This window comes from Jeotgalibaca sp. PTS2502 (genome assembly GCF_001975685.1).
In the GTDB taxonomy this organism is placed as follows: domain Bacteria; phylum Bacillota; class Bacilli; order Lactobacillales; family Aerococcaceae; genus Jeotgalibaca; species Jeotgalibaca arthritidis.
Window position 1 is genome coordinate 423,035 of sequence record NZ_CP019433.1, and the last position, 13,227, is coordinate 436,261.

Below are 13,227 nucleotides of genomic sequence, written 5' to 3' on the forward strand. Positions count from 1 at the left end.
AAGTCACTTTTTTCAGCATAATGGCGTATAATTATTATTAAACGATATATGGGGGATATGATGGTCTTATTAAAACAACTGGCTTACGGAAGTCCCGACTACCAAGAAACCATAGCACTCAGAAATACAATAATGAGAGAACCGCTAGGACTATCCATTTACGACGAAGATTTAACGAATGAAGAAGAAGCCGTTATTATTGGTGCATTTAGCGACAGCAGTTTATTAGGCGTAGGAATTGCGATACTACAAAATAAAGACTATCACATTGACTACATTTGCGTAGATACACGACAACAACAAGGCGGGATTGGTCGATTAGTACTCAACGAATTAGAAAAAACAGGCCACAGCCAAGGGGCTAAATCGGTTAATCTAGCAGCACGACTATCAGCGCAAGGCTTTTATGAAAAGCAGGGCTACCATACCGTTGGAGAACCTTATATTATGCCATCTGCGCCAGTAGGACATATTCGAATGGAAAAATCTCTCGTGTAGCAGGTTAAGCTTTTCTCAAATTTTTGCGACATATTTTTATTTTAATCATTCTTCACGTATAATTAAACTAAGAGCTTTATTGTTACTCGCAAGTAAAAGAGTAGATGAGGAGTGAAAGCTATGTTTACCAAACAACGCTTAACAGCTGCCTATGAAGGTGCAAGGGTGGAAGTCTTTGATGAGACGACTAAATATGTATTCATCAGTGATCAACACCGAGGCGATGGCAGTTTATCAGACGAATTCACTCGCAACCGCAATATTTTTCAGTACGCCATTGATTACTATTACAAAAATGGGTACACCTATGTTGAAGCTGGTGATGGGGATGAACTGTGGGAGTACCAAGATGTCAAACACATCAAAAACGCTCATCCAGAAGTCTTTTCAACGATTAAGAAATTCTACGATGATGATCGTTTTATTATGATGTATGGCAATCACAATATCTATATGAAAAATCAGCACTATGTCGAAAAGCATTACGACCGCAACTACGATGAGTATTCAGAGACTTTTTTTGATTTTCTAAAAGACCTGAAGCCGATTGAAGCCCTTGTTTTAAAACACAAGAAGACAGGTCAAGAAATTTTTACTGTTCACGGTCATCAAGGGGATGCCCCCAACGATCAATTTTGGATGTTTACCATGCTATCGTTGAAATATTTTTGGCGCTTTCTACATGCCTTTGGGATTCGAAATCCAGTGAGTCCCGTTAAAAATATTCATCGCCGCCACAAAATAGAAAAAAATTATTCCAAATGGATCGCTGAAAATAAGATGATGCTCATTTGTGGGCACACTCACCGCTTTAAATTTCCAAAGAAAGCGACACTGCCTTACTTTAACATTGGGTGTTGTGTTTATCCGACGATTATTACGGCCTTGGAATTAAATGGCGAGATTATTCAGCTCGTTAGATGGAAAATAAAGGCTAATGAAGATGGGCTATTAAATGTGGTTCGCGAAGTGATGCGAGGACCGGCCCATGTATCTGAATTTGATATGAAACACCCCGACTATCAGGGTATTCTTTCGCTCGAAAGTGATACAGATAAACGATAATAAGAAAAAGAAAGCAGGGATTGAATGATTAACATTAAAAAACAGTCACTATTATTAGGTGCGGTTTTATTATTAGCAGCCTGTACCGATACAACTAATCCAAATGTGGGTTCAGCAGAAAGTAGCTCAGAAGCGGTGGTTGAATCGGTTGAAGAATCGGTTGAAGAATCAACGAACAGTGCAGTTGAAAGTGAATCAGTTGCTGAATCAACTGACGAATCAATTGACACGGAATTAAACCATGACGAAGCAGCAAAAATTGAAGCAGCAAAAATAGCGATTTCAGATTTAACTGGTTTAGAAGAAGGTGATGACTTCCTTTACCTGATTGATGGTGTAGAAGGAGAAATCGTATCTATTAATATTCGTGAAAATGGTGACGCAGCGGCTAGCTCAAGAGGATTTTTCCGATACGATAATGAAACAGGAAATGTACAGGAATTGGATATTATTACCAATGAGTATGTCGATTACCCTGCTAATTAATAAAATTAGAGAATAATTAGAAATACCATTGACATAGTCTCATTAGAAATATAGAATAGCTACATAATCAATAGTCAAATGACGAGAGGAGGAACTAAGATGCAAAATAGTATAATGGCAATGACTAGAAAAAACATGTTTAAAAACAGCATCTTAGTACTCCAAGCTGTCATTTTTGTGAATATTGAGCCTTAGGATTCTATTTTGTGATAAACAAAAATAAGAGTCCTCTTCTTGTTGAGTAAGGGCTCGTTGTGAAAGGTGGGCCCGCTCTTAGCAGCAGTCCATCTTTTCTTTTTAGCAAAAATATCAGTGTTAAACTGGAGGAATAACTATGACAGCAGAAAATCTTAAAACCGTAGACTTAGATTGGGAAAACTTAGGTTTTTCTTATATGAAGACAGACTATCGCTATATCTCTTCTTGGAAAGACGGCCACTGGGATGATGGCCAATTAGTAACAGATAATACCATTACGATTAGTGAAGGCTCTACGGCTCTACATTACGGTCAATCGTGTTTTGAAGGCCTAAAAGCTTACCGAACAAAAGAGGGCGATATCCAACTCTTCAGACCAGATGAAAATGCCAAACGCATGATTAAAAGTTGTGAACGTTTGATGATGCCAACAGTGCCGGTCGATAAATTCGTGGACGCCGTTAAACAAGTGGTTCGTGCGAATGAAGCTTGGGTTCCACCCTATGAATCAGGTAGTACCTTGTATATTAGACCTTATTTAATTGGCGTAGGGGACAATATTGGTGTAAAACCTGCACCAGAATATATTTTCTCTGTTTTTGTAATGCCAGTAGGTCCTTATTTCAAAGGTGGCTTAGCACCAACCAACTTTATTGTGTCTGACTATGACCGTGCTGCTCCGCATGGTACAGGTGCAGCTAAGGTAGGTGGCAACTATGCCGCAAGTTTACTGCCAGGTAAACTTGCTCATGACCGTGAATTTAGTGATTGTATTTATTTAGATCCAGCTACGCATACAAAAATTGAAGAAGTTGGCTCAGCTAACTTCTTTGCGATTACGCATGATAATGTGTTTGTGACACCGCAATCGCCGTCGATCTTACCAAGTATCACCAAATATTCACTTCTTCATATTGCTGAACATCTATTAGGCATGAAGGTAGAAGAGCGCGATGTTTATGTCGATCGTTTGAATGAATTTAAGGAGGCAGGTGCTTGCGGAACAGCTGCTGTTATTTCCCCGATTGGTGGCATTCAAAACAAAGATGATTTCCATGTGTTTTATTCGGAAACGGAAGTTGGACCGATTACACAGAAGTTGTATGAGCTACTAACAGCTATTCAATTTGGTGATATTGAAGGACCAGAAGGCTGGGTTTACAACGTATTTGAATAAAAATATACGGCTGATTCCAAGTGAATCAGCCGTTTTATTTTACCTCAGCCACAGGCTTTGGTAAGATGAAGCTAATAAAATAAAAGGTTGTGAGAGACATGGCTGCTTTATCAAAGGAAAATCAAAAATTTGATTTTGGGAAAATACTTGGCATCGCCATGACCCAATTTAAGCGTGCCGAAATGGGAAGACAGGCCGCAGAATTAGCTTACTATATTCTTTTGGCACTCTTTCCTATTTTACTTGCATTAGGAAATATCATTCCACTATTGCCCATACCAACCGAGCAAGTCCTTGAATATGTAGAAATAGGTGTGCCGACAGAAGTGGGATCTGTTTTATTACCTATACTAGAAGGCTATCTCAGTGGTGGGAGTAGCGGTGTCGTTTCAATAGGGGTGTTTGTATCGATTTGGCCGGCATCCAAAGCCTTTACCGTTTTCCAACGCGTTCTCAACCAAGTGTATAATGCTAAAGAACGTAAGAATTTTATTGTGACCCGAATCTTCTCCTTTCTGATTACAGTCTCGTTTGTTTTCTTAATTGGAGCGGTCTCCTTTATCTTTGTTTTCGGTAGAGAAATTTTAAACTTAGTCCAAAATATATTACCCGTCGACCTTGTCGGCATCATCACCACTTTTGAATATTTCCGCTGGATTGTTGCACTAGTCGTCTTAGTGGTGATTATGTCCTTTATTTACTTTATTGTGCCAAATGTTAGGTGGTCCTTTAAATTTGCTATTCCCGGTGCCGTTTTAGCAACGATAGGCTTCCTTGGTGTTTCCCAACTATTTACCTTATACATCCGATTTGCAGGAGGTCAAGCGATTGGGAACGGTGCGATAGGTGTCTTTATTGTTTTGATGATTTGGCTCTACTTAATTAGTAGCGTATTTATTGTTGGCGGCATTTTGAACGTTATTATTTATGACTATACTCATGAAAATAAAATTATCATCGATGAAGGTGAAACCTATCTATCAGTTGTCTATTCTGATAAAGCGCAAGACTATCTCGCAACGAAACAAATTTTAAGAAAAAGATTAACCAAAGAAAGTTTAAAAGTAAAGACGAAAGACTTGCCCGGACAAGAAGATTATTCTGACTGGCAACGTTAAGAAAAAAGGTAGGAGTCCTTTAAAGATTCTTACCTTTATTTTATTGATTTTTATCTATATAATAACTTAATGACGTTGTATTTAGAAAGAAAGGAATCACTCATGAGAAATCAGCAAAAAAATTCAAAACAAGATGTGTCCAAAATTGATTATGGCATCATCTTAGCGGTCATGTTGCTAGCTATTATTAGTATCGTGACACTCTATTCAACCATGTACCTAATGAGTAGTAGTCCAGCTATCCGTCCGGTTATTATGCAAATTGCCTGGTATGCGATTGGAACAATTGCTGCCATCATCATGATGAATTTTGACTCCGAGCAACTGTGGAAACTAGCTCCTATTGCTTACTTTTTTGGAGTTGTCTTATTGATATTAGTGCTCATTTTCTACGATAGAGAGATGGCCGCTAGTCAAGGGGCTAAGAGCTGGTTCTCCTTTGGACCTGTTACGTTTCAGCCTTCAGAAGTCGTTAAAATTTCACTCATTATGATGTTAGGACGAGTGATTACCAATCATAATATGGAAACAGAAGGGCGAACAGTTAAAACTGACTGGTTTTTGCTTGCTAAAATTGCCGCATGGTCGCTGCCACTGATTGTCCTCGTTTTGGTCCAAAATGACTTAGGAACCGTATTGGTTTATATGGCCATTATTATCGGAATGACCTTAATGTCTGGTGTATCGTGGAAAATTTTACTGCCTGTCTTCTTAATTATTGGTGGTGTAGGTGCGCTACTGATTTTCTTAGTTGTCTACGACCGACAACTCCTTATCAAACTAGGCTTTATGGACTACCAATTTGCCCGAATCGATTCGTGGCTCGATCCATTTGCGGATAGTAGGGGAGATGCTTTCCAATTGGCTCAAAGTATGAAGGCCATTGGATCAGGTAGACTTCTTGGTAAAGGAATTGGTGTATCAGAAGTTTACGTGCCAGTTCGCGAATCGGATATGATTTTCGCTACCATTGGTGAGAACTTTGGCTTTATCGGCGGCTGTTTCGTCGTTCTAGTTTATTTTTTACTCATTTATCAAATGGTTCGCATTTGTTTTGACACTCAAAATGAGTTCTATGCCTATATGACAACAGGTGTAATTATGATGATTTTATTCCACGTTTTAGAAAATATTGGGATGACAATCGGACTCTTACCGCTAACAGGGATTCCACTGCCGTTTATATCGCAAGGTGGATCATCCTTATTAGGAAACATGATGGGAATTGGTTTGGTCATGTCAATGAGGTACCACTATAAATCTTATATGTTCTCAGATGAAGCAGAACACTACGGTATGTAGAAAAGGGAGGAATATGTATGTTAGTCTATTACGGACATCCAACATGTACGACGTGTAAACGAGCAGAGAAATGGTTGGATGTAAACAACATTGCTTATGACTGGAAAAACATTAAAGAAGAAACACCGAGTAAAGAACTATTAACGCAATTATTAGAAAACGAAACGGTCACGAAACGTCGTTTGTTCAATACGAGCGGTAACTTATATAAAGAACTTGGCTTAAAGGATAAACTGGACGACTTGACAACCGAAGAAGCTGTCGCTTATCTTATTAATGATGGCATGCTAATCCGACGGCCGTTTGTTACAAATGGCAAAGAGGTCACAGTTGGTTTCAAAGAAGACCAATTCAGTGAAATTTGGGGCTAGGAGGAACAGAAATGGCAGAATTAAAATATAGTTTAGACGGCTTTTGGTTTGAAAAGGTAGACGGGCAGGTTGTTGTTGGTTTATCGGAAAAAGGCCAAGATGATCTAGGTGAAGTCAGCTTTATCGACTTACCATCAACTGGCGACATCAAAAAAGACGATACCTTAATTGGTGTGGAAGCAGCAAAAGCTGTTACAGAATTAACCTTGCCTCTAGACGCAACGATTGTGGAAGTGAATGAAGACTTGTCTGATCATCCTTCACAATTAAACAGCCAAGATCGTAGCGATACGTGGATTGTTAAATTAGTAGATGTTGATGAATCAGCATTTTCACAATTAAAGAACGAATCAGGCTTATCATAAGCAAAAGAGAGTCATCAGGATGAGTTAAAATCCTGATGACTCTCTTTTTAGTTATCCTTCAGCTCTTGCGACTAAATCATTGAAGAAAGCTTGGCTGACAGCATCATGAGGGATCATGGTTTCTGGATGCCACTGAATGGCAACCACATTTGAACCCATATCCTCAACCGCTTCGATAATACCATCTGGGCTATTGGCAACAACCCTTAATCCTTTTCCAACTTCCTTAAGGGCTTGGTGGTGGAAGGAATTAACCATCAATGATTCACCCGTTATCTCAGCGATGTAGCTATCCTTTTCAACACTGACCATATGAATCGGAATGTTAAAGGAAGAGCGTTGAACGTGCTGAATGAGCGTTTGCTCGTATTGACTGTCTAGGTCTTGGTATAAACTGCCACCGTAATAAACATTGACGATTTGCATACCGCGACAAATTCCTAAAACAGGGATGCCTTTTTTGATAGCTGCTTTTAATAAAGCGAGATCAAATAAATCACGCTGAGGGAAAATAGCCTGTAATTTTGAGTGAGGTGCTTCACCGTAATGCATAGGATTGACATCATGACCACCCGTTAAAATTAAGCCATCAATCAAACTGACATAACGCTCAGCATCTTCTTCACTTCCAACTGGTAGGATCAGCGGACTAGCTCCAGCAGCTTGAACGCCGCTAACGAAATTATGAGGTGTATAGGAAACGGAATTTCCTTCAAAGGCAGTTGTGACCTGTAAGAGTTGATTGCCAGAAATTCCAATAATTTTTTTCATGTTAAACATGCAGCTCCTTTAAATAATAGTCTTTTTTATTATGCCACAAATCAACAGTTTAAAAAAGACTGTTGGCTGATGTAAATAAGAATGATTATAAAGAACCAAAAATAGCCTATTATACAAGACTTCTGCGAGAAGTTATTGCGAATCATTCTCAGTTAGTTTAGAATGATTATAATGCAATGATAAAGAAATGAGAATTGCTGTAAAGATAAGAAGGAGAGGAAAGCGTTCATGTCTACTTTAGAAATAAAAAACTTACATGTTTCAATCGAAGATAAAGAAATCTTAAAAGGTGTTAACCTTGTTATGAATACAGGAGAAATCCATGCCATCATGGGGCCTAACGGTACAGGGAAATCTACCCTAGCTCAATCAATTATGGGACACCCAAGTTATACCATCACAGAAGGGGAAGTATTGCTAGATGGTGAGAACGTATTAGAGATGGAAGTGGACGAACGCGCACGTGCTGGTCTTTTCCTTGCGATGCAATACCCAAGCGAAATTACAGGAATTACTAATGCTGAATTCATGCGCGCAGCGATTAATGCTCGCCGTGAAGAAGACGATAAAATGTCAGTGATGGATTTCATTAAAAAATTAGATAAACATATGGATACATTAAGCATGCCAGAGGAAATGGCAGAGCGTTACTTGAACGAAGGGTTTTCAGGTGGCGAGAAGAAACGTAACGAGATTCTTCAATTAATGATGATTGAACCTAAATTCGCGCTTTTAGATGAGATTGACTCAGGTCTTGATATCGATGCCCTAAAAGTTGTATCAAAAGGGATTAATGCGATGTTATCAGATGGCAGTGATTTTGGTGTCTTAATGATCACTCACTATCAACGTCTATTAAACTATATCGAACCAACCTACGTTCACATTATGATGGATGGTCGCGTTGTAAAATCTGGTGATGCAAACTTAGCGAAACGTTTGGAAGCAGAAGGCTACCGCGGTATTCGTGACGAACTAGGACTAGATATTACAATCGAAGAAGAAGAGTAGGAGGACGAGAGAATGAAAGACGAAAAGTTGAACCATCTTCAAACCTTCTCGGCTTTCCAAGAAGAGCCTACTTGGATGAGTCAATTACGCCTCGATATGGCGGGAAAAGCTCAAAACTTGCCATTCCCAACAATTGAAAAGGTAAACTTCCATCGTTGGCCACTTATGGACGAGAAGATTGACACTGAATATGGTGAAGAATTAATTAATAGCCAGCAACACCAATATGCGCAAGGTGATAACGGTAAGATTGTTCAATACGGTAAAGTAACCTTATTTGAACAACTACCACAAGAATTAGTTGAACAAGGTGTTATTTTTACGGACATCTTTACTGCTATGAAGGAGCACCCTGAGCTAGTTGAAAAACACTTTATGACGCAAGCGGTAAAAGCAGATGAAAACAATTTAACTGCTTACCATGCAGCTTATATGAACAGTGGTGTCTTTTTATATGTACCGAAGAATGTTCATATTTCTGAACCACTCGAATCACTCTTTATTCAAAATAGCCATGTCAACGAGACATTCGCTAAGCACGTTTTAATTGTCGCTGATGTTAATAGTTCAGTCACTTATGTTGAAAAACTACAAACAGATGGCCCAGAAGCAAACACAGCTAATGTCGTTGTTGAAGTCATCACGAAAACAGGCGCACAAGTGAAGTTCTCTGCTGTTGACCACCTCGGTGAAAAAACGTCAGCCTACATTAATCGCCGTGGCCATTTAGCGAAAGATTCTTCTATTGAATGGGCAATTGGCGTTATGAATAACGGTAACGTGATTTGTGACTTTGATTCTGACTTAATGGGAGACGGCTCACACAGTGAAATTAAAGCTGTTGCCATCTCAACTGGTCGTCAAATTCAAGGGATTGATACACGCGTAACCAACTATGGTAACCACTCAATCGGTCATATTTTACAACACGGTGTTATTTTAGACCGTTCAACCTTAACCTTTAACGGTATTGGCCATATCATCAAAGGAGCGAAAGGCGCAGATGCACAGCAAGAAAGCCGTGTGTTAATGTTGTCTGAACAAGCTCGTGGTGATGCCAACCCAATTCTATTAATTGAGGAAAACGAAGTAACAGCAGGACATGCTGCCAGCGTTGGCCGTGTAGATCCAGAAGAAATGTTCTACTTACTGAGTCGTGGGATTCAAGAAGAAGAAGCAGAACGTTTGGTTATTCGTGGATTCTTGGGAACAGTTATTGCAGCTATTCCACTAAAAGAAATCCGTGATGAACTTGTTGATGTGATTGACAAAAAACTAACCGCAAGCCGATAAGCGATAAAAAAGGACTGATTGCAGTGCTCGATTCTCATACAATAAAAAAAGATTTTCCTATTTTGTCTCAAACTGTCAATGATGAACCATTGATCTATTTAGATAATGCAGCGACTACACAAAAGCCGACTGCTGTCTTGGATCAATTACGAGACTATTACCTAAACGATAATGCCAACGTCCACCGCGGCGTTCATACTCTGGCAGAACGAGCGACACAAGCTTATGAAGCCAGCCGTGAAAAGGTACGGTCATTCATCAATGCAGCCTCTACAAAAGAAGTCCTTTTTACAAGAGGAACGACCACTGCATTAAACTGGGTGGCCAGTGGCTTCGGCGATTTAGTTGTGTCGGCAGGGGATGAGATTTATATAACACCAATGGAACACCACTCTAATGTGGTGCCCTGGCAACAATTAGCCAAACGCAAACAGGCCAAGCTGGTTTATTTACCGATTACCGAAGACGGTGTCGTTGACCTCCTAGCCGCTAAGGACATCATTTCTGAAAAAGGAAAGATTTTGGCGATTTGTCATGCCTCCAATGTGATGGGGTCAACCCACCACATTCCCGATTTAGCTGAACTCATTCACCAAGTCGGCGGCTATATTGTCGTTGATGGGGCGCAGAGTGTGCCACACAAAAAGGTAGACGTTCAAGCTTTAGAAGCTGATTTTTTCGCTTTTAGTGGGCATAAAATGTGCGGGCCAACGGGAATTGGTGTATTATATGGCAAACAAACGCTGCTCGAACAAATGCAACCAGTCGAGTTTGGTGGCGAGATGATTGATTTCGTCTATGACCAAGAGTCAACCTGGACAGAACTTCCTTGGAAGTTCGAAGCAGGGACACCTAATATTGCTGGTGCGATTGGAATAGGAGCAGCCATTGATTACCTTGAAGCGATTGGAATGGATCAGATTGAAGCCCATGAACAAGCGCTAATAGCTCATTTAATGCCGCAACTAGCGGATATTGAAGGGCTGACGATTTATGGACCAAAAGACCACCGCAAGCGCTCAGGGATTGTTACCTTTAACTTAGATGGCGTTCATCCTCACGATTTAGCAACCGCCTTTGATATGGAAGGCATTGCCATTCGTGCCGGACACCATTGTGCCCAACCACTAATGAGACACTTAGACACGCCGGCAACTGCCCGTGCCAGTTTTTATTTTTATAATACTTTAGAAGATGTGGACCAATTCGTTGTGTCGCTCAAGACCATAAAGGAGTTTTTCACTAATGGCTTTATCTAGACTAGAAAACTTATACCGTCATGTCATTCTCGACCACTCATCCCATCCGCGCAATTTTGGCGAATTGGAACAAGCAACGGGAATGATTGAATTGAATAACCCAACCTGTGGGGATGTCGTTCAACTTCATTTGCAAATGGACGGCGACCGAATTGAAAATGTGAAGTTTTCAGGACACGGTTGTTCGATTTCCACTGCTAGCGGCAGTATGATGACTGAGCAGATAAAAGGAAAAACCATCCCAGAAGCACAAACGATGATTGAAGAGTTCTTGCTATTGGTTCAAGGGAAACTCGAAACAGAACACCACCACTTAGGCGACGCTGAAGTGTTAGGCGGCGTTTCTAAATTCCCAGCGCGAATCAAATGCGCCACACTCTCATGGAAAGCATTAGAACAACTACTAAACAACCAGTGATCATAAAGGAGGAATAAATAATGAGTGAAGTACCTGTAGTGGACGATTATAAATTTGGTTTCTCCGATGATGCCGAGATAATCTACACAACCGGAAAAGGCTTGTCTGAAGAGATCGTTCATGAAATCTCTAAGAAAAAAAATGAGCCACAATGGATGCTAGACTACCGTCTAAAAGCATTAGACGTTTACCGTAAAAAAGGATTGCCAGATTGGGGACCAGACTTGTCAGGCCTTGATTTTGACGATATTACTTATTACCAAACCGCAACAGACCGTGTGGCACGCACATGGGATGATGTGCCACAAAAAATTAAAGATACCTTTGAACGGATCGGAATTCCAGAAGCAGAACGTGCTTACCTAGCGGGAACGACGGTTCAATATGAATCAGAAGCCGTTTACCACAGCATGAAGGAAGAATTTGAAAAATTAGGCATTGTCTTTACGGATACAGATACAGCCTTAAAAGACTATCCTGAAATCTTTAAAGAGCACTTCGGAACAGTTGTCCCACCAACGGATAACTTTGAAGCAGCCCTAAACTCAGCCGTTTGGTCAGGTGGAACCTTTATCTATGTGCCTAAAAACGTGAAGTGTGAAGTACCACTTCAAACTTACTTCCGTATGAACAACGAAGGATCAGGACAGTTTGAACGTACCTTAATCGTTGTTGACGAAGGCGCAAGCATTCACTACGTAGAAGGCTGTACTGCACCAACATACTCAGAGAGCAGCTTACATGCGGCTATCGTTGAGATTGTGGTTAAGAAAGACGCTTACTGCCGTTATACAACCATTCAAAACTGGTCGAATAATGTTTATAACTTGGTAACCAAACGTGCTCACGCTTATGAGAACGCAACAATGGAATGGATCGATGGTAACTTAGGTGCCCATACGACTATGAAATACCCAAGTGTTTACCTAAACGGACGTGGCGCTCGTGGAACGATGTTATCTGTTGCCTTTGCAGGAGAAGGACAAGTCCAAGATACAGGCGCAAAAATGATCCATAACGCACCACAAACATCGAGCTCAATTGTTTCAAAATCAATTGCCAAAGATGGTGGCGCAGTAAACTACCGTGGTCAAGTTCGCTTCGGTAAAAAATCAGAAGGATCTATCTCACATATCGAATGTGATACCATTATTATGGATGACTTATCATCATCAGATACCATCCCATATAACGAGATCCACAACGGCAACGTCGCACTCGAGCACGAAGCCAAAGTATCAAAAATCTCAGAAGAACAATTATACTACTTGATGAGTCGCGGACTAAGCGAACAAGAAGCAACAGAAATGATTGTCATGGGATTCGTAGAACCATTCACCAAAGAACTTCCAATGGAATATGCAGTTGAGTTGAACAGACTGATTGCATATGAAATGGAAGGGTCAGTGGGGTAACACCTAATCATAAGCTAGAAACCTTTATACAATAGGGTTTCTAGCTTTTTTTTATTGCCTTTATTTTGAAAGGTCTGTGCTTTTGTCTGTGCATTGGTTAAAAACCAACAAAATTAGCAAACTTTGCAGCCGTCTTTTCTTTTTCTTCAGGCATCACATGAGAGTAAATTTCTAGAGTGACCTTCACATCTGACCAAGCCAATTTTGGATTGGTTGGTTTCTAGGTGACCACAAAAGTGTGGTGAGCATAATAAAGGGGGTGGCCGAAAAATCAGCCACCCTAATAATGAAACGAATGAGGTGAGCGTAGATTTGCGCTGAGCTATTAGGTGACCTAGCGAATTGCTACCAGCTAAATACAGAACAATAAGAGTAGAGCCGAAAATTCGCTGAATGAATTAGCTGGGCTGAGTTTTCAGCCGAGGTACTCCGTTCTTGGTCAGACCAGGGAAGGATACGTCTTATCAATCA

14 protein-coding genes are annotated in these 13,227 nt (G+C 40.3%); 13 read left to right on the forward strand and 1 reads right to left on the reverse strand.

Going from position 1 to position 13,227, the window contains the following annotated elements; genetic code table 11:
- Positions 1 to 60 precede the first annotated feature (60 nt).
- The 8 genes from BW721_RS02075 to BW721_RS02110 all read left to right on the forward strand — a co-directional run bounded on the left by BW721_RS02075 (position 61) and on the right by BW721_RS02110 (position 6,580).
- Entirely contained in the window at positions 61 to 498 is a 438-nt protein-coding gene (locus tag BW721_RS02075) for a GNAT family N-acetyltransferase (RefSeq protein WP_076765672.1), read from the forward strand.
- A gap of 120 nt (positions 499 to 618) precedes the next feature.
- Positions 619 to 1,563, forward strand: coding sequence for a serine/threonine protein phosphatase (locus tag BW721_RS02080; protein ID WP_076765674.1), 945 nt, complete (start codon positions 619 to 621; stop codon positions 1,561 to 1,563).
- A gap of 24 nt (positions 1,564 to 1,587) precedes the next feature.
- Positions 1,588 to 2,049, forward strand: coding sequence for a hypothetical protein (locus tag BW721_RS02085; RefSeq protein ID WP_076765676.1), 462 nt, complete (start codon positions 1,588 to 1,590; stop codon positions 2,047 to 2,049).
- A gap of 334 nt (positions 2,050 to 2,383) precedes the next feature.
- Positions 2,384 to 3,424 (forward strand): branched-chain amino acid aminotransferase, encoded by a 1,041-nt coding sequence (locus tag BW721_RS02090; protein ID WP_076765678.1) that lies wholly within the window; start codon positions 2,384 to 2,386, stop codon positions 3,422 to 3,424.
- A gap of 98 nt (positions 3,425 to 3,522) precedes the next feature.
- Entirely contained in the window at positions 3,523 to 4,542 is a 1,020-nt protein-coding gene (locus tag BW721_RS02095; protein ID WP_076765680.1) for a YihY/virulence factor BrkB family protein, read from the forward strand.
- A 102-nt stretch (positions 4,543 to 4,644) separates the two neighbouring features.
- Positions 4,645 to 5,844 carry an FtsW/RodA/SpoVE family cell cycle protein gene (locus tag BW721_RS02100; protein WP_076765682.1) on the forward strand — a complete coding sequence of 400 codons (1,200 nt, stop codon included), beginning with the start codon at positions 4,645 to 4,647 and terminating at the stop codon, positions 5,842 to 5,844.
- 17 nt (positions 5,845 to 5,861) lie between these two features.
- Positions 5,862 to 6,215: a Spx/MgsR family RNA polymerase-binding regulatory protein gene (locus tag BW721_RS02105; RefSeq protein ID WP_076765684.1), complete on the forward strand. Its 354-nt coding sequence runs from the start codon at positions 5,862 to 5,864 to the stop codon at positions 6,213 to 6,215.
- Between the two features lie 11 nt (positions 6,216 to 6,226).
- A complete protein-coding gene (locus tag BW721_RS02110) occupies positions 6,227 to 6,580 on the forward strand; it encodes a glycine cleavage system protein H (protein WP_076765686.1) in 354 nt (117 codons plus the stop codon).
- A gap of 51 nt (positions 6,581 to 6,631) precedes the next feature.
- Here BW721_RS02110 and BW721_RS02115 read toward each other — a convergent pair whose 3' ends face one another.
- Entirely contained in the window at positions 6,632 to 7,351 is a 720-nt protein-coding gene (locus BW721_RS02115) for a gamma-glutamyl-gamma-aminobutyrate hydrolase family protein (RefSeq protein WP_076765688.1), read from the reverse strand.
- A gap of 237 nt (positions 7,352 to 7,588) precedes the next feature.
- Here BW721_RS02115 and sufC point away from each other — a divergent pair, with 237 nt between their 5' ends.
- The 5 genes from sufC to sufB are packed head-to-tail and all read left to right on the forward strand — an operon-like array spanning position 7,589 to position 12,756.
- The gene (gene sufC / locus BW721_RS02120) at positions 7,589 to 8,371 is read left to right on the forward strand and encodes a Fe-S cluster assembly ATPase SufC (RefSeq protein ID WP_076765690.1); all 783 of its coding nucleotides are present in this window, start codon (positions 7,589 to 7,591) and stop codon (positions 8,369 to 8,371) included.
- A 12-nt stretch (positions 8,372 to 8,383) separates the two neighbouring features.
- Positions 8,384 to 9,664, forward strand: a complete 1,281-nt coding sequence (sufD, locus tag BW721_RS02125) for a Fe-S cluster assembly protein SufD (protein ID WP_076765691.1) — start codon at positions 8,384 to 8,386, stop codon at positions 9,662 to 9,664.
- A 23-nt stretch (positions 9,665 to 9,687) separates the two neighbouring features.
- Positions 9,688 to 10,923 carry a cysteine desulfurase gene (locus BW721_RS02130; protein ID WP_076765693.1) on the forward strand — a complete coding sequence of 412 codons (1,236 nt, stop codon included), beginning with the start codon at positions 9,688 to 9,690 and terminating at the stop codon, positions 10,921 to 10,923.
- Positions 10,910 to 11,341, forward strand: coding sequence for a Fe-S cluster assembly sulfur transfer protein SufU (gene sufU / locus BW721_RS02135; protein ID WP_076765695.1), 432 nt, complete (start codon positions 10,910 to 10,912; stop codon positions 11,339 to 11,341). The genes BW721_RS02130 and sufU overlap by 14 nt, the downstream gene beginning before the upstream one ends.
- A 20-nt stretch (positions 11,342 to 11,361) precedes the next feature.
- Complete coding sequence (gene sufB / locus BW721_RS02140) at positions 11,362 to 12,756, forward strand: Fe-S cluster assembly protein SufB (protein ID WP_076765697.1); 1,395 nt, start codon at positions 11,362 to 11,364, stop codon at positions 12,754 to 12,756.
- Positions 12,757 to 13,227: the final 471 nt, after the last annotated feature.